We start from the raw sequence: 21,733 nt of genomic DNA, 5'->3' as shown, positions 1-21,733 counted from the left end.
TGCCTTTCGCAGACCCGACACAGGCTTCATCCCCCCCTGGGTATCCAGACAGACTACCCGAAAAAATGAGAACGTCGTCAGCTATCCTTGTTGCCTGCTTGTGCCAGTCGCGCCATGCGCTGGGTGTCGGCGAGGATGCCGCGCAACAGGCGCACTTCCTGCTCGCTTGGCTCGCTACGCAGGAACAGGCGGCGCAGCTTGCGCATCGCCGATTCCGGCGCGCGGCCCTTGTGGAAATCGATCTCGTCCAGCGTGTCGCCGAGCTGGGCGAAGAAGCTCTCCATCTGCTCATGGCTGGCGGCCTGTTCGCGGAAGCCGGGCTCGGCATTGGGGGCCGGCTGCGCGCCCAGCAGCTGCATGCGCGTTTCATAGGCCAGCACCTGTACGGCGGCCGCCAGGTTGAGCGAGCTGAACTCAGGATCGGACGGGATGTGCACCGCCGCATGGCAGAGCTGCAGTTCCTCGTTGGTCAGGCCGGTGCGCTCACGACCGAACACCAGCGCCACCTCGGCGCCCTCGCCCGCCTTGGCCACCGCGCGGGCGGCGGCATCGGCCGGCAGGTACTCCTCCAGCTGCACGCGGCGGGCACGCGCGGTGCAGCCCAGCACCAGGCGGCAATCGGCCACGGCCTCGGCCAGGGTGGCGACCACCGGGGCGTCCCCCAGCACATCTTCGGCCCCGGCCGAGCGGCGGAAGGCCTCCTCGTCCAGAGGCTTTTCGGGAGCGACCAGCACCAGGCGGGCCAGGCCCATGGTCTTCAGGGCACGGGCGGCGGCCCCCATGTTGCCGGGATGCTGGGTACCGACCAGGACGAATCGGAGGCGGGTGGCGGCGGGAAACTGGGACATGAACAGGGAAAAGGTCGAGCTGGACGATGACCAATGGTAAACTGTGCGGCCGGCCACTGCGCCGGACCCGCTCTTTTCCCCCGCCAGTCCATCTCTTCTGCCTTTCCGGGAGCCCACGCCATGCAGAAACCCGCCGTCACCGTCATGGTCAAGGCCGCCCGCCTCGCCGGCAACGTCCTGTTGCGCAACATCAACAAGCTCGAGGCACTGAACGTGGTGCAGAAGGGCCGGATGGACTACGCCAGCGAAGTGGATGCGGACGCGGAAAAGGTCATCGTCAAGGAACTCAAGCGCGCTTACCCGGACTACGGCATCTTCGGTGAAGAAGGTGGCGTGCAGGGCGAGCGTCGCCAGATGTGGGTCATCGACCCGCTGGACGGCACCAGCAACTACCTGCGTGGCGTGCCGCACTACTGCGTGTCGATCGCGCTGGTCGAGAACGGCGAGCCGACCGACGCGGTCATCTTCGACCCGCTGCGCAATGAACTGTTCACCGCCAGCCGTGGTGCCGGCGCCGTGCTGAACGACCGCCGCATCCGCGTGGCCGACCGCAAGGATCTGGAAGGCACGATGATCCACACCGGTTTCGCCCCGCGCGAGCGCAGCCGCGCCAGCGCCCAGCTGAAGGCGGTCGACGCCCTGCTGGTGCACGGCGAGGACATCCGCCGCACCGGTTCGGCCGCATTGGACCTGGCCTACGTGGCCTGCGGCCGCGCCGACGCCTACTTCGAAGCCGGTGTGAAGGCGTGGGACATCGCCGCCGGCCTGCTGCTGGTCCGCGAGGCGGGCGGCAAGGTCTGTGACTTCAAGGGCGCGACCCTGGGCCGCATGGACAACCGTGGCCCGGAGACCCACCAGATCGTAGCCGGCAACCTGAAGGTGGCCGAGTCGCTGCAGAAGGTGCTGGTGAACACCGGCTACGCCGCCGAGTTCGACGCGAAGTTCTGAGGTTTCGCGTAAAGCGGTTCATGGGGACGGCATCTGCGAAGGTGCCGTTTTCGTTTGTGCGCACGGAGAGTCGTTTCCGCGACCGCGGAGGGGTGTCACTTTCTTTGCGCGCAAAGAAAGTAACCAAAGAAACACGCCGCCGGGGCGCGAGCCGACGTGCTGCGCACGCCGGTACCCTGCGCTCCTCGGACCGTCGAGGGACGGTGCGGGAACTCGCTGCGCTCAGACACCCGCACCTCTTCGCCCTCGCCGGACCTGCGGTGCTCGGCTCGCTCAAGGCGGACCCAACGTCAAATGCCACAGCTGCACCCAGTAGATCCGCGCCACGTGTGGATGCTGTCGATCTTGATCTTGATCTTCCAGTCCGCCTTGAGCGAGCCGAGCATCGCAGGGGAATCAGGGGCGAAGAGGCGCCGGTGTCTGAGCGCAGCGAGTTCGGCGCCGTCCCCTGATTCACCGAGAAGCGCAGGGTACCGGCGCGTAGCGACGGCTCGCGGCTGGCGGAGCGTTTCTTTGGTTACTTTCTTTGCGCGCAAAGAAAGTGACACCCCTCCGCGGTCGCGGAAATGATCCTAGGCATCGCCTGGCGCCACCAATGCGTGCGCGCGCAAAACAAAAACGCCCGGCGCGGGGCCAGGCGTTCCTGCACTAACAAGGAGCAGAGAGTTACGCCACCGTCGACGCCCGCAGCGCGGCGATGCGCTCTTCCAGCGGCGGGTGGCTCATGAACAGCTTCTTGGCCGTCGAACCGGCAATACCGAACGCGGCGATCTGGGTCGGCAGCGTGCTCTGGCCGTGGTTCAACTGCAGGCGCTCCAGCGCGGCGATCATCTTCTGGCGGCCAGCCAGCGAGGCACCGCCTGCATCGGCGCGGAACTCGCGGTGGCGCGAGAACCACATGGCGATCATCGTCGCGAACAGGCCGAACACCATCTCCAGCACGAACACGATGATGTAGTAGGCGAAGCCGCGGCCGCCGCCTTCGCGGTTGCCCGACAGCGCGCTGTCGATGATGCCGCCGACCACGCGGGCCAGCACGATCACGAAGGTGTTCAACACGCCCTGCAGCAGTGCCATGGTGATCATGTCACCGTTGGCGACGTGGGCGATCTCGTGGCCCAGCACCGCTTCGGCCTCGTCTTCACTCATGTTGTGCAGCAGGCCGGTGGACACCGCCACCAGCGCGTTGTTGCGGTTGGCACCGGTGGCGAAGGCATTGATCTCCGGGCCGTCATAGACCGCCACCTCGGGCATGCCGATGCCGGCCGCCTTGGCCTGCCGCTCGACGGTGGCCAGCAGCCAGCGCTCGGTCTGGTTGCGCGGCTCGGTGATCACCACCGCACCGGTGGAGCGCTTGGCCATCCACTTGGACAGCAGCAGCGAGATGAAGGAGCCACCGAAACCGAAGATGCCGGCCATGATCAGCAGACCGCTCATCTTGCTCGGGTCGGTTCCCGCCAGCGACATCACGATGCTGGCGAGGATCAGGACCGCGAAGTTGGTCGCCAGGAACAGGGCAATACGGGTGAACATGGGAAAATCCGGCTCGGAAGGGGTCGATATCCGTCAATTTGCGGTGCGCTCAGCTTGAATTCAAGCGCCAACCTGACCGACGATTCAGCCTGCATGACCGCCATTGTTCCCTGCGGCCGCTTCGCGCCCTCGCCGACCGGCCTGCTCCATCCCGGATCCCTGCTCGCCGCCTTCGGCAGTTGGCTGCTGGCCCGCCACCATGGCGGCCTGTGGCGGCTGCGCATCGAAGACGTCGATCCGCCGCGCACCGTGCCCGGTGCCGCCACATCACAGCTGCAGGCGCTGGCCGCGTTCGGCCTCGCCCACGACGGCCCGATCCTCTGGCAGAGCACCCGCGGCGAGGCCTACCAGGCCGCACTGGACATGCTGCTGGCCAGCGATCTGGCCTTCATCTGCCACTGCAGCCGCAGCGAGTTGGCCGCCAACGGCGGCATCCATCACCGCTGCGTTGCGCGGCAACCGCGACCGGACCCTGCCGTCCGCTTCCGCGTGCCGCCGGGCAGCATCGTGCACTTCGACGATGGCCTGCGCGGCCCGCAGCAGCAGGACGTGCATGCCGAAGTCGGCGACTTCGTGCTGCGCCGTGCCGACGGCTGCTGGGCCTACCAGCTCGCGGTGGTGGTCGATGACGCCGCGCAGGGGGTGACCGAAGTGGTGCGCGGCGCCGATCTGCTCGATTCCACCGCGCGGCAGATCCTGCTGCAGCAGGCGCTGGGCCTGGCCGTGCCGCGCTACTGGCACCTGCCGCTGCTGCTGGACGCCCCCGGCCACAAACTGTCCAAGTCGCTGGCGTCGCTGCCGGTGGACAGTACACGGCCGGTGCCGGTACTGCGCGCGCTCTGGCAGCTGCTGGGCCAGGCCCCTGCCGCACTGGACGGCGCCGATGACCGGGATGCGCTGCTGCACACTGCGCAACGGGCATTCGACCCGGCTCGACTGCCGCGGACCGACATCCTGTTGCCGGCCGGCGCACTTTCCGCGCCGATGTTGCAGAATCCCCCTTCCCCCACCTGATTCCGGACAGCATTCCATGACATCTCGCGTCGCACTGGTCACCGGCGGAACCGGCGGCATCGGTACCGCCATCTGCCAACGCCTGGCCGACCAGGGCCACCGGGTCGCCACCAACTACCGCGACGAGGACAAGGCCCGCGCATGGCAGCAGGCGATGACCGAGCGCGGCTACAGCGTGTCGATCTTCCCGGGCGATGTCTCCGATCCAGGCAGCGCCGAGGCGCTGGTGCGTGCGGTCGAGGCCGAGCTGGGCCCGGTCGAGATCCTGGTCAACAACGCCGGCATCACCCGTGACACCACCTTCCACCGCATGCGCGCGGACCAGTGGCACGATGTGATCAACACCAATCTCAACTCGGTGTTCAACGTCACCCGGCCGGTCATCGAAGGCATGCGCCGCCGCGGCTGGGGCCGGGTCATCCAGATCAGCTCGATCAACGGCCTGAAGGGCCAGTACGGCCAGGCCAACTATGCTGCGGCCAAGGCCGGCATGCACGGCTTCACCATCTCGCTGGCCCGCGAGAACGCCGGCTTCGGCATTACGGTCAACACCATTTCGCCCGGCTACGTCGCCACCGACATGGTGATGGCGGTTCCGGAGGACGTGCGCGCCAAGATCATCGCCGACATTCCCACCGGGCGCCTCGGCAAGCCGGAAGAAATCGCCTATGGCGTGTCCTTCCTGGTGGCCGAGGAAGCCTCGTGGATCACGGGCAGCAACCTGGACATCAACGGCGGCCACCACATGGGCTGGTGAGCCGCGCAGGGGGCGCCGCGGCATGCACCGGCGGCCCCTGCCGATGGTCATGCTGCGCAGCACGCAAACCCTTGTTGCGCAACATGATCGCCCCTGAAAGCCAAGCCTGGCGGGGGCTGGGGCGGTTGCAACCGCTGCTGCACTGCGCCATGCTGCGCGTCTACTGTGACGAGTACCGCTTCATGGCTGCGACCCGCATCATCAAGAAGTATCCGAACCGCCGTCTCTACGACACCGAGATCTCCAGCTACATCACCATCGAGGACGTGCGCCAGCTGATCCTGGACGGTGAAGACTTCGAAGTCCGCGACGCCAAGAGCGGCGACGACCTCACCCGTTCAGTCCTGCTGCAGATCATCGCCGACCAGGAACAGGACGGCGAACCGATGCTGTCCACGCAGCTGCTGAGCCAGCTGATCCGCTTCTACGGCGATTCCCTGCAGGGCTTCATGGGCAACTACCTGGAGCGCAGCATGCAGGTCTTCCTCGACCAGCAGCAACAGTTCCGCCAGCAGATGGGCAACCTGCTGGGCCAGACCCCGTGGGCGATGATGAACCAGCTGACCGAGCGCAACCTGGAGCTGTGGCAGGAATTCCAGCGCAGCATGGGCAGCGGCTTCGGTGGCCCGCGCCCGGGCGGCACCGGTACGGGCACCGGCAACAAGCCGAACGAACCGGGCACCGGCACCGGCAGCAAGACCCGCCGCTGAGCCGCTTCACAGGCTGACACGAGAACGGCGCGCCCCTGGCGCGCCGTTTCTGTCTGGATCGCGCCAACGATACGTCAGCGTTTCGCCTTGCACGCCGAGCACACGCGCTCGACCTTGTACCCTTTCGCCTTCAGTTTCTCGACCACGCCATCACTGCCCAGCAGGTGCAGCGTGCCGACCACCACCAGCGTACCGCCCTGCCCGGCCTGCAGGTACGGCTGCAGCTTCGGCACCCAGGCATCGTTGCGCCCGGTGTTGATGCGCTGGTACAGCTGCGGGTACTGCTGGCGCATCTCTGCCGCCATCTTGGTCCACAGCAGGCGATCATCACCGCGGCGCCACGCATCATGCAGCAGCCGCGCCTGCTCATCGGCCTTGCCGGCCTGGTCCAGTGCTTCGGCCAGCATCTGCCGCTGTTCCTGCAGCGTCATTCCGTCAAGCATGCCGATCTGGGTATCAATGTCCTCCAGTCCCGCCGTCTTGCGGCCGGTCTTCTGCGCGCGCTCCATGAAGTGGCGGTCCAGGCCCAGCGCCGGGTCCAGGCCGAGCTTCTGCATCTGCCCGATCGAAATGCTCAGGCCGACGAACCAGGGCTTCATGCCCTGCATCTGCGCCAGCGGCAACTGGTTCTCGGCAGCAAAGGCCTGCAGCTTCTGCCAGGTGGCCGCATCCAGATCACGCTTCAGCTCGCTGCCATCGGTGCGGATCGCCGCCTGCACCATGCGGCTGGCCAGCTGGGGCGACTGCATGTCTTCCGGCGACAGTTCGAACACTACCCGCTGTGAGGCCTCGAACGCCTGTTCGACATCGGGCGACAGCGGGTAGTCCTGCGGCTTCAGCAGGTGGAAGGAACCGAGCAGGTAGAGGCGTGAGTCGCCTGGGCCAGTCACTTTCCACAGCAACGGCACCGGCGGCCTGGCCGCCGCTGCGCCAGCGGTGTCGGCTTGCAGGGTACGTGCTGCAACCAGCGGTGCCAGCGCACAGGCCGCCAACAGAACGGCGGCACGCAACAGTGATCTGATCGGCATCTCAGCCTTCTCCTTCAGGCAGGTGGTAGACCTTCTCGCCCGCTTCCACGCGCAGGTCCAGCCGGTTTTCAGGCGGCGCCAACGGGCAGGTTGCATAGGCGGTGAACGCACACGGTGGGTTGTAGGCATGGTTGAAATCGATGCGCACCGTACCATCGGCGCCTGGCGCATCGGTGTCCAGGTAACGCCCAGCCGGATAGCTGCCGCGACCGCTGGTGCGGTCGGCGAAGATCAGGAACAGCGGCTGCCCGGGTGCACCTATCGCCTCCAGCCGCCAGTTGCGGCCATCACGCTGGAACTCGACCGCGCCCGCGTTCGGCATCTCGGTGGTCAAGCCAGTGATATCGACGATCGGCAGGGTCTTGCCTGGCGGGTGCGCGATGAAGCGCGCCTGCACCTGCCAGTCAGGACCGCCCGGCCAGTACTCCAGGCCGGCGAACCCACGGCGTGCAGGCGCATCGGCGTGCTTGACCCGCAGCGCATCGCGCGGACCGCGACGGATGATGCTGAGCTGGCCTTTGCCACCATCGAAGGCCAGCAGCGTCGGCTGCGGATCCTTGTCGGTGTCGATGCGGATGCGGCCGCGGACCGGTTTGCCCCCATGGCTGACGTCCGTACCGGCTTCGGGAGTGAACCACCATTGGCTGCCTTCGCGGCGCAGCAGGCCCAGCTTGTCCGGCCCCACCGCCAGGCGGATGCCATTGGTCGCGCCACTGCCGACAAAGTGCGATCTGTTCTGCAGCCAGTGCAGGCCGACCAGCGCTGTCCAACCGTCCGGGCGGGTAAGGTCCTGATAGCGTGCCACCCGCCACTGCTGCTGCCCGGCGGCATAGGACGGATCCTCCGCGGCCGAAGCCGGTGCCGGCGGCGGCGCGGGGCTGCAGGCGGCCAACACCATGGCGACCAGCAGGCCGCCCATTCCCCGATAACGCATCGATGCTCCCCTCAACGTCCGCGCAGGAACCAGCGGTCGATCTCCGCCAGCGAAAAACGGGCCCAGGTCGGCCGGCCGTGGTTGCATTGGCCGGACCGCTCGGTGATCTCCATGTCGCGCAGCAGCGCGTTCATTTCCGGCACGGTCAGGCGACGGTTGGCACGCACCGCGCCGTGGCAGGCCATGGTCGACAGCAGCTCGTCGCGCGCGCTGGCCACGCGGCGGCTCTGGCCGTGCTCGCGCAGGTCGGTCAGCACGTCGCGCAGCAGGCCTTCCGGTTCGGCATGCGCCAGCAGTGCCGGTATGCTGCGCACGTGCAGTGAACCGGGGCCGGCACGGGTCACTTCGAAGCCGAGTGCGGCCAGCGTGTCGGCTTCGCTTTCGGCGGTATCGGCCTCGCGCTCGCCCACCGCCAGCGTGATCGGCACCAGCAACGGCTGCGACTGCAGGCCGATGCCATCGTGCGCGTTCTTCAGGCGCTCGTAGCCGATGCGTTCGTGTGCGGCATGCATGTCGACCACGATCAGGCCTTCGGCGTTCTCGGCCAGGATGTAGATGCCGTGCAGCTGCGCGATCGCATAGCCCAGCGGCGGCACTCCGGCATCGGCACTGGTGACCGGCAGTCCGTTCTCGGTCGGCATCGGCGGCAGCGCCGCCCCGGGCTCGGCACCGGCCGGCGTGGCATACAGCGCGGCGTAGGCCGCCGGAGCATCAGCAACCTGCAGCCCAAGGGGCTGCTGCGGGCGCCAGCCGGAAAAGCCACCGCCGCCTGCGCCCGAGCCGGCACCGGGCGCAGGCCCACGCACCAGCCCGAAACCCGATGCGCCCGCGCTCGATGCCATCGATGCAGCAGCGGCGTCCACCGGATGCACCGGACCCGCACCGATCTCCTGCGCCGACATGCCCGCGCGGGTATCAGCCAACGCGTCCTTCAGCGTGCGATAGACGAAGTCATGCACCAGCCGCGAATCACGAAAGCGCACCTCGTGCTTGGCCGGGTGCACGTTGACATCAACACGGGTCGGGTCCAGTTCGAGGAACAGCACATAGGCCGGCTGCCGACCGTGGTACAGCACATCGCCGTACGCCATCTTCACCGCGTGGGCGACGCTGCGATCGCGCACCGAACGGCCGTTGACGTACAGGTACTGCTGGTCGGCGCTGGCACGCGAGTAATGCGGCTGCGCGATCCAGCCATGCAGGCGCAGGCCGGCGCCACTGTGATCCACGCGCACGGCCTGGTTGGCGAAATCCTCGCCCAGCGTTTCTGCCAATCGCGTATCGGAATACAGATCGCCCGGCTTGTAACGGCGCGAGGCCTTGCCGTTGTGGGACACGCGCAGTTCGACGTCCGGCCGCGCCAGGGCCAGCGAGCGCAGCCATTCTTCGATATGGCCCAGCTCGGTGCGCTCGGCGCGCAGGAACTTGCGCCGCGCCGGTACGTTGTAAAACAGCTCGCGCACTTCCACCGTGGTACCCGGCGCATGCGCGCGCGGCGTCACCTCACCGATCTTCCCGCCTTCGATCTGCAGCGCGGAACCATGCTCGTCATGTGCGCGACGCGAGGCCAGGGTGAAGCGACTGACCGAGGCGATCGACGGCAGCGCTTCGCCACGGAAACCGAGCGTGGCCACCGATTCAAGATCGTCCAGATCGGCGATCTTGCTGGTCGCGTGGCGCGATACCGCCAGCGGCAGCTGCTCCGGCGCGATGCCACTGCCGTTGTCGCGGATGCGGATCAGGCGTACACCGCCCTCTTCAAGATCGATATCTACGCGGCTGGCACCGGCGTCGATCGCGTTCTCGACCAGCTCCTTGACCACCGAAGCGGGACGCTCGACCACTTCGCCAGCGGCGATCTGGTTGATCAGGATCTCCGGCAAGGGCCGGATCGGGCGCGGACCGGGCGCGCTCATGGGAGATGATGGGCAGCAGACTTCATGGGTCGATGATAGCGGAGCGCCCGTGGGTAGAGTCGACTGTCAGTCGACTGCTCTCCGCCCGGGCGCCGAAAAGCCCCGCGCTGCGCACGTAGTCAACCAACAGTCGACTCTACCGCGCTCTACAGGAAGCGGATTACTTGCTGCCGCCGGCCATGGTGGCTGCGGCGTCGATCTCGGCCTGGGCACGGGCCGCGTACAGCGTGCCCGGCGGTGGCTGGCGGCTGAAGAAGGTGTGCACGCCATCGAGCACGGCACCGGCGATCTTGCGCTGGTAGGCCGGGTCGGTCAGGCGACGCTCTTCATCCGGGTTGGAGATGAACGCGGTTTCCACCAGCATCGCCGGCATGTCCGACGTACGCAGCACCGCGAAGTTGGCGCGCTCGATGTTCGGCTTGTGGTTGTTGCCGATCCGCTTAAGGCCGCCCAGCACGTGGCCGGCGGCGTCTTCGGACGCCTTCATGTAGCCGCTCTGCGCGAGGTCCAGCAGCACATTGGCAAGCGTGCCCTCGGTCTGCTGCAGGCGAACGCCACCGACCAGATCGGCCGCGTTTTCCTTGTCTGCCAGCCAACGGGCGCGCTGCGAAGAGGCACCCTTGGTCGACAGTACGTACACCGACGAACCGGTGGCCGAACGGTTCTCGGCCGCGTCGGCATGGATGGAAATGAAGATGTCGGCCTTGTTTGCACGCGCCTTCTGCGCGCGCATCGGCAGCGGAATGAACACGTCGCTGTCGCGCGTAAGGTAGGCCTTCAGGCCTGGCGTCGCATTGACCTGACGGGCCAGTTCCCGCGCCACCGCCAGGGTGACATCCTTCTCACGCTTGCCGGTCGGGCCGATCGCGCCCGGATCCTGGCCTCCGTGACCGGGATCGATGGCCACCACCAGATGGCGCATGCCGGCCTGCATGCGGATGCGGGAGGCATCACTGGGCATGGCCGGGCGCGGCGGTTCCACCGGCGTCGGTGCCGGCGCAGGCACCGTGGCCGGCGGCGTGGTCACCACCGCTGCGGTGCGCTGCCCAGCGAGGATCGCGGCCGGCGAGGAAGAAGGCGAACTGCTGGCCACGGTACCCGCCGCCGCGACCTGGGCCGGCGCGGTGGATGGCGCCGGGGTAGGCGTGGCCGGCGCGGCGGCGGTGGCACTGGCCTGCTGCCGCACCTGGGCAGTCAGCAGCGCCGTGGCACGCGCGGCATCGGTACGCGCCTGCGCGCTCTCCGCCGGCGTCGGCGTCGGTGCGGGCGTGTTGGCCGGCGCCTGCGGCGGCACCGCTGGCGTCGCTGCCGGACGGCTGGCGGCCACGGCCGGGCCATCGCCCGGCCATTCGATCACCAGCTTGGATTCATTGCCCTCGCGCTGCATCTGTGGGCGGAACGGCGCCACCGATTCAGCAAGGTCGAAAACGACACGGAAGGTACCCGGCACCGGCTGTCCGGTGCGCACCGCGGTGACCACGCCCTGCGCCGCTGGCATTTTCAGGTTGCGTACGGCGCTGGAGTCCGGGAAATCGACCACCAGGCGGTTCGGTCCGGCCAACGACATCGTCTTGTAACCGCCACTGCCCACCAGCGAGATCTCGGCACGGGTGCCGGTGGCACCGGTATTCAGCAGGACCTGGCGAATTTCACCGGCCCACGCGCTGACGCTCGCCAGACCCAGTCCGACGGCGGCACAGATGGCGATGAGACGGTTCCCCGGGCGCATGGCTCAGGATTCAATCACCGCGCTGAACGGAATGCAACACCTTTTTCCTTAATAATCCGTAACCTGCCGGTGTTTGTTCTCGTCAGCCGACAGATATGGCCTGCAAGTCGCCTCCTTGGGGAAGCCGTTTCAGCCATTCATGCCCCGCGTCGCTGGCGCCAGTGAGACGAACGCGACGCCCTTGTCCCTCGATCTCCAGCGCCACCACCAGGTCGGTTGGCGGCAGCGCACCGGCACCGCGTTCCGGCCATTCAACCAGCCACAGTACCGCGCTGCCCTCGTCCAGCCCGAGGAAATCGAGTTCGCCGGCCTGCCCGATCCGGTACAGATCCAGATGCCAGGCCTCGCCACCGCCGGCCAGCGGATAGCGCTCGACCAGGGTGTAGGTCGGGCTGCGGATGGCGCCCTGGACACCCAGCGCGCGCAGCAGTGCGCGGGCCGTGGTGGATTTGCCGGCCCCCAGGTCGCCGCGCAATTCGACCAGCGCCTGCGGCGGCCGCGTGGCCGCCAGCCATTGCCCGAGCAGTTCAGTGGCATCGCTGTCGGCAAGGAAGAAATCGATCATCGGGAAAGTTCCGGGTTGGCCAGTCGCCGCAACGGCGACAGCAGATCAGTAGGAAGCAGGCCGCGCGCGCCATCGGCGGCCGCGGCGTCGCCCGCGAGCCCATGCAGCAGCGCACCGGCCGCGGCGGCGTCGAAGGCGGCCAGGCCCTGCGCGCGCAGGCTGGCGATGATGCCGGTGAGCAGATCGCCCATGCCTCCCACGGCCATGCCGGGATTGCCTGCAGCGATCAGCCGTGGCGCCTGCCCGGGCGCCGTCACGATGCTGCCTGCGCCCTTCAACACCACCACGGCGTGGAAGCGTTCGGCCAACGCCTGCGCACAACGGTAGCGATCGGCCTGGATGTCAGCGGTACTGCAGCCGAGCAGACGCGCGGCCTCGCCCGGATGTGGCGTAAGGATGGCGTCCGGCAGCGCGCGCGGATCCTGCGCCAGCAGGTTCAGTGCATCGGCATCGACCACCAGCGGTTTGGCGCTGGCCAGCGCCCGCGCAAACAGCGCGCGCGCCCATTCGTCCTGGCCCAGGCCCGGCCCGATCGCCACCACCCTGGCCTTGTCCAGCAGCGCCGGCAGCACATCGCCGTCTTCCAGCGCATGGGTCATCGCTTCCGGCAGGCGCGCCAGCAACGGGCCGACGTGATCGCGGCGGGTGCCCAGGCTCAGCAATCCGGCGCCGGCACGCAGCGCGGCCTCGGCCGCCATGGCGATGGCACCGCCGCTGCCATGGTTGCCGCCGACGCACAGCACGTGCCCGGATTCGCCCTTGTGGCTGTTGGCGCGGCGCGGCGGCAGCAGTGCCGGCAAGCGCGCCTGGGTCCAGTGCTCCACGGCAGGTGACACGCCCTGCCATGCGGCCGTGGGCAGCTGCAGCGGCGCCAACGCCTTCCGCCCGCAATGATCCAGCGCATCGCCGGTATACAGCCCGCGATGCGGCACGATGAACTGCAGGGTCAAAACAGCCTTCACCGCCTCGCCCGGTACGGCGCCCCGGTCGGCATCGACGCCACTGGGGACGTCCAGCGCCAGAACCGGTGCCGCCTGCGCGTTGAGGGCGGCGATCAGCGCCTGCGCCACACCTTCCGGCGCACGGTCGAAGCCCAGACCGAACAGGGCATCGACCCAGATATCGGCCTCGGGCAGCGCGCCGTCGAAATCGGTGAGGGTGCCGCCACCGGACGTGAATTCCGATGCGGCACGCTGTGCCAGCGACGTCGCCGGTGGCTTGCCCGGCAAGGCGATCACCGTCACCGTACGCCCGGCCTGTCGTGCATGGCGGGCCAGCACCAGGCCATCGCCGCCGTTGTTTCCTGCGCCAACCACCACGCCGATCCGCTGCGCTTGTGGCCAATGCTGCAGCAGGCACTGCCAGGCGGCGTGGCCGGCCTGCGCCATCAGGCTCCAGCCGCCCTCGGCAGCCAGTGCCGAGGCCTGCGCATCAAGCGCGCGCGCGGCAGCGGAATCGAACAGAGCGGCAAGGTTGGCCATGCGGGGATTTTATACTGGTGCATATGTCTCCCGCCCCCTCCCCTGTCGATCCGGTCCAGGCCGTACAGCGCATCCGCGAACTGGCGCGTGCGCATGGCTTCCAGCGCTGCGGCATCGCCGGCATCGAGCTGGGCGAGGACGAGGCGCACCTGGCCGACTGGCTGGGCCAGGGCCTGTACGGCACGATGGACTGGATGGCGCGCCACGGCACCCTGCGCGCGCGCCCGGCCGAGCTGCTGCCCGGCACGGTGCGGGTGATCTCGGTAGGCATGGACTACAGCCACAAGGACGACACCGAAGCCTGGGCAACCCTGGCCGACCCGGGCCGCGCCTACGTGGCCCGTTACGCCTTGGGCCGCGACTACCACAAGCTGATGCGCAACCGCCTGCAGAAGCTGGCCACGCAGATCAACGATGAAGTGGCACCGCTGGGCTACCGGGTATTCGTCGATTCGGCGCCGGTGCTGGAGCGCGCACTGGCGCGCAACGCGGGGCTGGGCTGGATCGGCAAGCACACCTGCCTGATCGACCGCAACGGCGGTTCCTGGTTCTTCATCGGCGAGATCTACATCGATATCCCGCTGCCGATCGATGCGCCGGCTACGGCACACTGCGGCACCTGCACGCGCTGCATCGATGTCTGCCCTACCCGCGCGATCACCGGCCCGCAGCGGCTGGACGCGCGGCGCTGTATTTCCTACCTGACCATCGAGCACGACGGTGCCATCCCCGAAGACATGCGGCCGTTGATCGGCAACCGCATCTACGGCTGTGACGACTGCCAGCTGGTCTGCCCCTGGAACAAGTTCGCCAAGCGTACCGACGAAGCCGATTTCCGCGCGCGCAACAACCTCGATACCGCGCGCCTGGACCAGCTGTTCGCCTGGGACGAAGCCGAGTTCCTGCGCCGCACCGAAGGCAGCCCGATCCGGCGCAGCGGCCATGAGCGCTGGCTGCGCAACATCGCCGTGGCGCTGGGCAATGCGCCGTCCTCGGCCGAAGCGCTGGCTGCCCTGCAGACCCGCATCGACGATCCCTCGCCGCTGGTGCGTGAACACGTGCAGTGGGCACTGGGCCAGCACACGGTGCGCTGACGTGCGATCCTGAGCCCCCGTTCCGCCCGCAGCACGCCGTTCCCATGCAGCCACGCAACAACGACATCCTCACCCCCAGCCAGCTCAACACCCTGGCCCGCGACCTGCTGGAAGGCAGCTTCCCGGCGATCTGGGTCGAGGCCGAACTGGGCAGCGTGGCGCGTCCCGCCTCCGGGCATCTGTATTTCACCCTGAAGGACGCACGTGCGCAGCTGCGCGCGGCGATGTTCCGGATGAAGGCGCAGTACCTGAAGTTCGTGCCGCGCGAAGGCATGCGCGTGCTGGTGCGCGGCAAGGTGACCCTGTACGACGCCCGTGGCGAGTACCAGATGGTGCTGGACCACATGGAGGAAGCCGGCGAAGGCGCACTGCGCCGCGCCTTCGAGGAGCTGAAGGCACGGCTGGAGGCCGAAGGCCTGTTCGACCCGGCACGCAAGCGGCCGCTGCCGGCGCACGTGCAGCGCCTTGCGGTGATCACCTCCCCCACCGGCGCCGCTGTGCGCGACGTGCTGAGCGTGCTCGGCCGCCGCTTCCCGCTGCTGGAAGTGGACCTGCTGCCGACCCTGGTGCAGGGCAGCAGCGCCGCTGCACAGATCACCCGCCTGCTGCAGGCCGCCGATGCCAGTGGCCGCTACGACGTGATCCTGCTGACCCGTGGCGGCGGTTCACTGGAAGACCTGTGGGCCTTCAACGATGAAGCACTGGCCCGTGCGATCGCCGCCAGCCGCACCCCGGTAGTGTCGGCGGTGGGCCATGAAACCGACTTCAGCCTGAGCGACTTCGCCGCCGACCTCCGTGCACCGACGCCATCGGTGGCAGCCGAGCTGCTGGTACCGGACCAGCGCGAACTGGCCCTGCGCCTGCGGCGCACCGCGGCACGCATGGCGCAGCTGCAGCGGCACACGATGCAGCAGGCGATGCAACGTGCTGACCGTGCCCTGCTGCGCCTGAACGCGCAGAGCCCGCAGGCGCGACTGGACCTGTTGCGCCGCCGCCAGCTCGATCTGGGCCGGCGCCTGCATGCCGCGTTCAACCAGCAGCAGGAGCGCCGTGCTGCGCGCCTTCGCCATGCAGCGGCGGTCCTGCGCGGGCACCACCCACAGCGCCAACTCGACACGATGCAACGCCGCCTGGCCGCCCTGCGCGGACGACCGCAGGCAGCGATGCAGCGTCTGCTGGAACGCGATGCGCTGCGCCTGCGCGGGCTGGCGCGTTCGCTGGAAGCGGTCAGCCCGCTGGCGACTGTAGCGCGCGGCTACAGCATCCTGACCCGCAGTGACGATGGCACGCTGGTGCGCCAGGTCGATCAGGTACAGCCCGGCGACGCATTGCAGGCGCGCGTGGGCGACGGCGTGATCGACGTGCAGGTCAAGTAAAGGGGTTCGGCAGGGCTGCGCCCTGCACCTGCAGAGGCAAATGCAACAGCCGAAGCAACAGCGAAAGCGGCTCTGGATTGCTGATAGCTTGGCGGGGTGGTGTGGCTGTGCAGGACACGCCGTAAACCCATCCCTGGGGGCTCGATGGCGCCATCCATGGCGCCAACGGTCCTGCACAGCCACACCGCCCCACCCTCGACAGTGTCCCGATGACGGTCGGTAGATCCACGCCATGCGTGGATGAATCTCTTTCAGATATCGAATCAATTCGGGGTCAGATCCGTTTTCCTGCGGAAAACGGATCTGCCCCCAAGCGCCATTCCGGCAGATCGCGGACATCTGTCGAAGGCGGGGTGGGTCCGGTTGCGGGGGCGTGAGCCGCATGGATGCGGCGACCGAGCTTACATGGACGTACTTGCAGCGGCCCCCGCAACCGGACCCACCCCGCCATCCCACGGAATGCACGCTGTTGCTGTTGCTGTTGCTGTTGCTGTTGCTTCGGCAGGTGCAGGGCTGCAAGCCCTGCCGAACAACCCCCTACTTTGCCTGCTCGCAGAACTTCTGCCGGTACTCGAGTGCCTTCGGCATCAACGCCTGCAGGTTCTGGATACGGGTACCCGGGTTCGGGTGAGTCGACGCGAACTCCGGCGGTGACTGGCCACCACTGGCCTGGCCCATGCGCTGCCACAGCGGCACCGCCTCGCGCGGGTCGAAGCACGCCGCCGCAGCCAGCATCAGTCCCACTTCATCGGCCTGCGTCTCGTGGCTGCGCGCATAGGGCAGCAGATACCCGTAGCCCATCGCCGACATCATCATCTGTTGCTGCTGCGCATCCATGCCGCTGGCGGCGCCGGCCATCTGCCCGATCTGGGTCAGCTTCTGCTGCGCCATCCGCTGCGCACCGTGGCGCAGCAGCGCATGGGCAATCTCGTGGCCCATCACCACCGCCATCGCGTCGCGCGTGCGCGCCACCGGCACCAGGCCGGTATAGACCGCCATCTTGCCACCAGGCAGGCAGAATGCGTTGGCCTGTTCAGATGGGATCACGTTGACTTCCCACTGGAAATCACGCGCGAAATGCGCCGGCTGAACGCCGTGCTCCTGCGCCAGTGCAGTCTCCACCACATCAACCTTGGCAATCAGGCGCTGGGCGATGTCGCGCACATCGCGGGCGATCGGCGCGTTGGAGTCCATCGGCGGCTCCTCCGAGAGGATCTGCTGGTAGGCCTGCAGGCCCAAGGCGGTCTCCTGGCGGGCGTCCAGGCTGCTGTCAATCATCACCTTCTCGCCGGTGTAGGGGTCCACCGTGCGATTGGAAAACCAGTAGAAGAGCGCATAGCCGGCGGCCAGCAGCAGCACCCACCAGCGGATGTTGCCAAACAGGCCGCGACGCTGCGGACCTTGGGGCGAGCGGGAAAAGGGATCATTGCGCATCAGGGGTCGTCCAGCAGGCCCCGCCGGCCGGCGGGCACGGCGCAATCTTAGTGCGCGGGCGCCAGCAGCGGGTGAAGCCCGGTGCCGCTCAGATGCCCCGCACCAGGCGGAAACCGATGCGAGCGCTGGTGGTGTCCGAATCCTGCGACTGCCGCCACGCCGCACGGGTCTGCTCCGGCGCGTTGGCCCAGTTGCCCCCGCGGATCACCCGTGCGCGGCAGCCCGGGTTGAACCAGGCCGCGCCATCGGAGGGCGCGCGCCGGTAGCTGGCATGCCAGCAATCGGCCACCCACTCGCTGAGATTGCCCGCCATGTCGTGCAGGCCGAAGGCATTGGCCTGGAAACTGGCCACCGGCGCGGGCCCCCACCAGCCATCGCCATAGCCGATGAAGGCGTTGTGCCAGTGCCGTCCCGATGGCGAGACATCCTTGCTGCCAGTGAAGTTGCCAGCACCGGGCGGCGGCGTGCCGGCGGCGCCCCACGGATAGCGGCCACTGCTGCCGGCGCGCAGCGCGTATTCGAACTCGGCCTCGCTGGGCAACCGGTAGCTGCGCCCGGTCTGCTCGGACAACCACGCCGCATAGTTTTCGGCATCGCGGATACTGACATGCATCACCGGCGAATTGGCCATCGCGAGGCCACCGTCGTAGTCCGAACGCCAGTCCACGCCGCTGCGGCGGATGAAGTTGCCGCTGCGTTCGTCATAGACCACTGAATGGCCGCGACGGGTCGCACGCGGGCGCGCATTGGTCGCCTTCACGTAGCGCTGGAAATCGCTGACCGTCACCTCGGTGATCGCCATCGCGAAGCCTCGATCAAAGCGTACATAATGCGATGGCCGCTCGGCATCGCTGGCGCCCGGCTCGGCATCACCGGCCCCCATCTGGAAGCCGCCGTGCGGGACCACCACCATCTGCGGCCCGCGCCCGCCATCGCGCATGGCATCGCTGAATACCTGCCCCGGGCGGAAGCTGCCGTAGTGCGTGGCCAGGTCAATGCGCTCACGCAGCTGGGCCACCACCGGGTCTCCCGGCAGGGCGATGCGCAGGGCCTCGGCCAGCTTCTCGCGTGCCGGCTTCAGGCCCTGCGGCGTGGACAGGTCGCGCAGGCCGTCATCGCGCAGCTGCAGCAACACCGCCGCACGGATCTGCTCGATGCGCTCGAACGCGTCGGCAATGGTCGGCGATGAGTCGCGCACCTTGCTGGCTTCGGCCAACCAAGTGCCCGCGCTGGCGAAATCGCGCGCGCGTGCAGCATCTTCGGCGCGGCGGATCAGCCCGCTTTCGGCTGCGGCCAGTCCCTGCCGCGCACGGCTGTTGTTCCCATCCAGTGCCAGTGCCTCGCGGAAGTTGCCAATAGCCCCGTCCCCGTCCTCGCCGATCCGGTCCGCGCGCAGGTCCTCTTCACCGGCGCGGTTGTAAGCGACCACCCGCTGGGCAAGCTCCACCCGACCCTGCAGTGCGCGTACCTTCTCGTCCTTGGGCGCCAGGGTCAGCAGCACCAGCGCCTGGCGGCTGGCCTCGGCCAGCGCCTCGCGCTGCTTCAGCGGCCGCACCAGCAACGCATCCGCCTGCTGCTGCAGGCGCTGGCGGGCACGCTGCAGGCCCTGGCGGGCCTGGCGGTCATCCGGGTCCTCTTCCTGTACTGCCAGCCACAGCGGAATGGCGGCATCGGCATCCTCATACAGCCGGCCCTCAGTGAAGGCCTGCCCGGCCGCGCGGCGCAACTGCGCCAGGCTGCGGCCTTGGCGGTCCACCCGCGGCGGCGTCCACTGCTGTACATCCTCGGCGGCATCCTCACCGGCGATGGTCACGCTGCCCTGCCCGGCCTGCGGGCGCTCGTCGCTGTCTGCGTTCGCGGACGGGCGCGCCTCCTCCCCGGCACTCCGGTCCACTGCCGTGGGGGGCGACGGCGTGCAGCCTGCCAGGGCCATGGCCAAGGCGGTGCACAGCACGGACGACAGCGGAAAACGCAAGCAGGATCTCCTTCGGCAGGGACGCGCACCGACGTTAGGCTATTCTCCCCTGCCTGAGCAAACCCGAGTAGTAGGCCCTGACCCGTGGCAACCTGGATCACCACCCCCGCCGAGCTGGATGCGTACTTCCAGCAGCGTCCGGCCCGCATCGGCCTGGACACCGAATTCATCCGTGAACGCACCTTCTGGCCGCAGTTGGCTCTGGTGCAGATGGCGGTCGGGCAGGACATCCTGCTGATCGATCCGCTGATTCCCGGCATGACCGAGGCACTGGCGCCGTGGCTGGCCGATGAATCGATCACCAAGGTGATGCACAGCGCCAGCGAAGACCTGGTTGCCTTCAAGTGGACCTGCGGCGTGTTGCCGCGACCGCTGTTCGACACACAGATCGGCGCCTCGCTGGCCGGCATTGGTGGCGGCATGGGCTACCAGAAGCTGGTCGCGGAAATCACCGGCGTGGCGCTGGCCAAGGGCGAAACCCGCTCGGACTGGATGCGCCGTCCACTCTCGGAGTCGCAACTGCAATACGCCGCCGACGACGTCGAGCACCTGTTCGCGCTGCATGACGCCATTGATGCCAAGTTGCAGGCACTGGGCCGCCAGCAGTGGCTGCACGACGACGGCGAGCGCCTGCTGGCCAGCGTCGCCAATGACGAGGACCGCTGGCCGCATCTGGCGATGCGCTCAGCGCAGTTTCTCGATGCTCCCGCGCAGCGCCGCCTGCTGCGCCTGCTGCGCTGGCGTGATGTGCAGGCACGCAGCAGCGACCGCCCGCGCAGCTGGATCCTGGACAACGAACTGGCCGCCACGCTGGCACGCACGCCACCGGCCGATGCCGCCGCGCTGGCCACGCTGTTTGAACAGTTCCCGAAGGCACCGCGCAAGCTCGCCGGCGCGGTGTGGCAGGCGCTGGACACGCCGCTGGCCGATGAGGCCGAGGCACCGCTGGCGTTGCCCGCCAACGACACCAACAAGCAGGCACTGAAGAGGCTGCAGGACGCCGTTGCCGAGCGCAGCCGCGAGCTGGGCCTGCCGGATGGCGTGCTGGCCTCGCGCAAGCATCTGGAAAGCTACCTGGAGCGCCGCCAATGGCCGGCCGCTCTGGCCGGCTGGCGCCAGCAGGAACTGGAGTCGCGGCTGCAGGCGCTGCTGCCGGCACGCTGATGACAAGGCGCCGGACCACGCCGGCGCCGTGCACCTCAAGCCTGCAGGGGCCGTGCTAGGGTTGGGCGGTACTGACAAGGAGACGTCGATGCAGACCCTCAAGATCGCGACCGCCTGCGCACCGCTGCTAACCACGTTGGGCCTGGCATGCTCTGGGCAGGCCGCACCGCTTTCCTACGCACAGGAAAAGGAGAACACAGCCAAGCTGGTGGACATCATTGACGGTGCCACCCGCGACGGTCTGGTTGCCGTGCTGGTGCCGGCCCCGTATGTCGTGCACAACGGCGGGCCAGGTGTCGGCTCTCCGGTCCCCGGCTTTCATCTGGGCAACCGCTCGACCGACCTACCCGGGTTCTCGACGCGGGTGTCCTTCCAGCACAAGGATATTCCCTCCCAGGGCTATGTGCAGCTGTTCAACACCAACGAACTGGAAACCGGCCCGCAGCGGACGGTGTTAATGGACGTGTTCGAGGTGCATCTGATTCCGCCGGGCACCTATCTGCTGAACGGTGCGGAGAACTACCGCCTGAACACCCGCGTGGCCAAGCTGAAGCCGCTGGGGACCACGGACGAAGTATCGAAGGACATCGGCGCCACCCGCCTGGCCGACGTCGATTACCGTTTCTATTCCTGGAAGAAGGTCTGGGTACCACCCGGCGTCCTGACCGATCAGCACTCCCAGCAGGTCTGCATCTCGGTGCATGTGGCCTCCGGCAACTGCGTGGCATGGGGCACCCAGAACTACGAAACCTCGCGCCCGACCGAAGGCTACTGGGATGACAGGATCGTCCCTGAAGACATCCCTGCCGTACGCATCCAGGCGGTCATCGCCAAGGCCCACGCGCCACTGGCCTTCACTGCCCGCGAAGGGCAGATCCTGCTCAGCCCCTTCATTGTTGCCGCCGACGGCGATATCGATTTCAACGCCAACGACTGCGCACCGGTCGACAAGCTGATGGGATGCGCCCTGCGCCGCTTCACGGTGCACTACCAACCCGCGCCGCTGGACGCTGCACGCAAGCACATCGCAATCACCTCGCGCGGCCTCAACGGCAAGCAGCGCAAGGTACTGGAGCGGATGGAGGCGATGCAGCTGCAGGTGCTGGGCCCCAGTGCGCCGTCCGATGCAGCGCTGGGCAAGGGCGTCAGCGCCACGCCTTGAGCACGGATGATGCCTGGCCAGCAACGAAAAACGGCGCTCGATGAGCGCCGTTTCCGGTACACGAC

Annotated in this window: 18 protein-coding genes; 8 read left to right on the top strand and 10 right to left on the bottom strand. The window is 68.0% G+C overall.

Annotated features, from left to right (window positions below):
* Positions 1-77: 77 nt before the first annotated feature.
* Complete coding sequence (locus tag AC5P65_RS06830) at positions 78-848, bottom strand: RNA methyltransferase (RefSeq protein ID WP_111097870.1); 771 nt, start codon at positions 846-848, stop codon at positions 78-80.
* Between the two features lie 120 nt (positions 849-968).
* On the opposite strand from AC5P65_RS06830, the gene AC5P65_RS06825 reads away from it, so the two are divergent.
* Entirely contained in the window at positions 969-1,796 is an 828-nt protein-coding gene (locus AC5P65_RS06825; RefSeq protein ID WP_005417749.1) for an inositol monophosphatase family protein, read from the top strand.
* A 666-nt stretch (positions 1,797-2,462) separates the two neighbouring features.
* Here AC5P65_RS06825 and htpX read toward each other — a convergent pair.
* Positions 2,463-3,329: a protease HtpX gene (gene htpX, locus AC5P65_RS06820; protein WP_111097871.1), complete on the bottom strand. Its 867-nt coding sequence runs from the start codon at positions 3,327-3,329 to the stop codon at positions 2,463-2,465.
* 93 nt (positions 3,330-3,422) lie between these two features.
* On the opposite strand from htpX, the gene gluQRS reads away from it, so the two are divergent.
* The 3 genes from gluQRS (at position 3,423) to phaR (ending at position 5,810) form a co-directional block, all read left to right on the top strand.
* Entirely contained in the window at positions 3,423-4,343 is a 921-nt protein-coding gene (gene gluQRS, locus AC5P65_RS06815) for a tRNA glutamyl-Q(34) synthetase GluQRS (protein ID WP_111097872.1), read from the top strand.
* A 16-nt stretch (positions 4,344-4,359) separates the two neighbouring features.
* Positions 4,360-5,100, top strand: a complete 741-nt coding sequence (gene phbB / locus AC5P65_RS06810; RefSeq protein ID WP_005417754.1) for an acetoacetyl-CoA reductase — start codon at positions 4,360-4,362, stop codon at positions 5,098-5,100.
* Positions 5,101-5,282: 182 nt separating this feature from the next.
* Positions 5,283-5,810, top strand: a complete 528-nt coding sequence (gene phaR / locus AC5P65_RS06805; RefSeq protein ID WP_026347074.1) for a polyhydroxyalkanoate synthesis repressor PhaR — start codon at positions 5,283-5,285, stop codon at positions 5,808-5,810.
* Between the two features lie 74 nt (positions 5,811-5,884).
* On the opposite strand, the gene AC5P65_RS06800 is transcribed toward phaR, so the two are convergent.
* From AC5P65_RS06800 to AC5P65_RS06775, 6 genes are all read right to left on the bottom strand, one after another.
* Entirely contained in the window at positions 5,885-6,838 is a 954-nt protein-coding gene (locus AC5P65_RS06800; protein WP_021204168.1) for a TraB/GumN family protein, read from the bottom strand.
* 1 nt (position 6,839) lies between these two features.
* Positions 6,840-7,772, bottom strand: coding sequence for a DUF1684 domain-containing protein (locus AC5P65_RS06795; RefSeq protein ID WP_021204167.1), 933 nt, complete (start codon positions 7,770-7,772; stop codon positions 6,840-6,842).
* An 11-nt stretch (positions 7,773-7,783) separates the two neighbouring features.
* Positions 7,784-9,688: a DNA mismatch repair endonuclease MutL gene (gene mutL, locus AC5P65_RS06790; protein WP_021204166.1), complete on the bottom strand. Its 1,905-nt coding sequence runs from the start codon at positions 9,686-9,688 to the stop codon at positions 7,784-7,786.
* 160 nt (positions 9,689-9,848) lie between these two features.
* The gene (locus AC5P65_RS06785; protein ID WP_021204165.1) at positions 9,849-11,417 is read right to left on the bottom strand and encodes an N-acetylmuramoyl-L-alanine amidase; all 1,569 of its coding nucleotides are present in this window, start codon (positions 11,415-11,417) and stop codon (positions 9,849-9,851) included.
* An 82-nt stretch (positions 11,418-11,499) separates the two neighbouring features.
* On the bottom strand, positions 11,500-11,982 hold the full coding sequence (gene tsaE / locus AC5P65_RS06780; RefSeq protein WP_019660526.1) for a tRNA (adenosine(37)-N6)-threonylcarbamoyltransferase complex ATPase subunit type 1 TsaE: 483 nt from the start codon (positions 11,980-11,982) through the stop codon (positions 11,500-11,502).
* The gene (locus AC5P65_RS06775; RefSeq protein ID WP_111097873.1) at positions 11,979-13,463 is read right to left on the bottom strand and encodes an NAD(P)H-hydrate dehydratase; all 1,485 of its coding nucleotides are present in this window, start codon (positions 13,461-13,463) and stop codon (positions 11,979-11,981) included. Before AC5P65_RS06775 ends, tsaE begins: the two co-directional genes overlap by 4 nt.
* Positions 13,464-13,486: 23 nt before the next feature.
* On the opposite strand from AC5P65_RS06775, the gene queG reads away from it, so the two are divergent.
* Together queG and xseA are read left to right on the top strand one after the other, a co-directional pair.
* Positions 13,487-14,557 (top strand): tRNA epoxyqueuosine(34) reductase QueG, encoded by a 1,071-nt coding sequence (gene queG / locus AC5P65_RS06770; protein WP_111097874.1) that lies wholly within the window; start codon positions 13,487-13,489, stop codon positions 14,555-14,557.
* 44 nt (positions 14,558-14,601) lie between these two features.
* Positions 14,602-15,933 (top strand): exodeoxyribonuclease VII large subunit, encoded by a 1,332-nt coding sequence (gene xseA / locus AC5P65_RS06765; protein ID WP_111097875.1) that lies wholly within the window; start codon positions 14,602-14,604, stop codon positions 15,931-15,933.
* A gap of 537 nt (positions 15,934-16,470) precedes the next feature.
* On the opposite strand, the gene AC5P65_RS06760 is transcribed toward xseA, so the two are convergent.
* Together AC5P65_RS06760 and AC5P65_RS06755 are read right to left on the bottom strand one after the other, a co-directional pair.
* Positions 16,471-17,367, bottom strand: a complete 897-nt coding sequence (locus tag AC5P65_RS06760; RefSeq protein ID WP_019660530.1) for a M48 family metallopeptidase — start codon at positions 17,365-17,367, stop codon at positions 16,471-16,473.
* An 88-nt stretch (positions 17,368-17,455) separates the two neighbouring features.
* Positions 17,456-19,342, bottom strand: coding sequence for a formylglycine-generating enzyme family protein (locus tag AC5P65_RS06755; protein WP_111098298.1), 1,887 nt, complete (start codon positions 19,340-19,342; stop codon positions 17,456-17,458).
* 84 nt (positions 19,343-19,426) lie between these two features.
* Between AC5P65_RS06755 and rnd the strand changes: the two genes are divergently transcribed.
* Both rnd and AC5P65_RS06745 read left to right on the top strand, forming a co-directional pair.
* A complete protein-coding gene (gene rnd / locus AC5P65_RS06750) occupies positions 19,427-20,506 on the top strand; it encodes a ribonuclease D (RefSeq protein ID WP_019660532.1) in 1,080 nt (359 codons plus the stop codon).
* 88 nt (positions 20,507-20,594) lie between these two features.
* Positions 20,595-21,668 carry a hypothetical protein gene (locus tag AC5P65_RS06745; protein WP_058979641.1) on the top strand — a complete coding sequence of 358 codons (1,074 nt, stop codon included), beginning with the start codon at positions 20,595-20,597 and terminating at the stop codon, positions 21,666-21,668.
* Positions 21,669-21,733 lie beyond the last annotated feature (65 nt).

This window comes from Stenotrophomonas sp. YJH_SMC_48-3, assembly GCF_059369375.1.
Note: the sequence above shows the minus strand (reverse complement) of the source record. Positions and strands in the feature narration are given on the sequence as shown.

Bases quoted from the DNA above. Each gene is read 5' to 3' on its own strand.
- AC5P65_RS06830 (WP_111097870.1), bottom strand. From the start codon at position 848: ATGTCCCAGTTTCCCGCCGCCACCCGCCTCCGATTCGTCCTGGTCGGT.
- htpX (WP_111097871.1), bottom strand. From the start codon at position 3,329: ATGTTCACCCGTATTGCCCTGTTCCTGGCGACCAACTTCGCGGTCCTG.
- AC5P65_RS06825 (WP_005417749.1), top strand. From the start codon at position 969: ATGCAGAAACCCGCCGTCACCGTCATGGTCAAGGCCGCCCGCCTCGCC.
- tsaE (WP_019660526.1), bottom strand. From the start codon at position 11,982: ATGATCGATTTCTTCCTTGCCGACAGCGATGCCACTGAACTGCTCGGG.
- phbB (WP_005417754.1), top strand. From the start codon at position 4,360: ATGACATCTCGCGTCGCACTGGTCACCGGCGGAACCGGCGGCATCGGT.
- mutL (WP_021204166.1), bottom strand. From the start codon at position 9,688: ATGAGCGCGCCCGGTCCGCGCCCGATCCGGCCCTTGCCGGAGATCCTG.
- gluQRS (WP_111097872.1), top strand. From the start codon at position 3,423: ATGACCGCCATTGTTCCCTGCGGCCGCTTCGCGCCCTCGCCGACCGGC.
- AC5P65_RS06745 (WP_058979641.1), top strand. From the start codon at position 20,595: ATGCAGACCCTCAAGATCGCGACCGCCTGCGCACCGCTGCTAACCACG.
- AC5P65_RS06760 (WP_019660530.1), bottom strand. From the start codon at position 17,367: ATGCGCAATGATCCCTTTTCCCGCTCGCCCCAAGGTCCGCAGCGTCGC.
- phaR (WP_026347074.1), top strand. From the start codon at position 5,283: ATGGCTGCGACCCGCATCATCAAGAAGTATCCGAACCGCCGTCTCTAC.
- AC5P65_RS06785 (WP_021204165.1), bottom strand. From the start codon at position 11,417: ATGCGCCCGGGGAACCGTCTCATCGCCATCTGTGCCGCCGTCGGACTG.
- AC5P65_RS06775 (WP_111097873.1), bottom strand. From the start codon at position 13,463: ATGGCCAACCTTGCCGCTCTGTTCGATTCCGCTGCCGCGCGCGCGCTT.
- AC5P65_RS06800 (WP_021204168.1), bottom strand. From the start codon at position 6,838: ATGCCGATCAGATCACTGTTGCGTGCCGCCGTTCTGTTGGCGGCCTGT.
- AC5P65_RS06795 (WP_021204167.1), bottom strand. From the start codon at position 7,772: ATGCGTTATCGGGGAATGGGCGGCCTGCTGGTCGCCATGGTGTTGGCC.
- xseA (WP_111097875.1), top strand. From the start codon at position 14,602: ATGCAGCCACGCAACAACGACATCCTCACCCCCAGCCAGCTCAACACC.
- queG (WP_111097874.1), top strand. From the start codon at position 13,487: ATGTCTCCCGCCCCCTCCCCTGTCGATCCGGTCCAGGCCGTACAGCGC.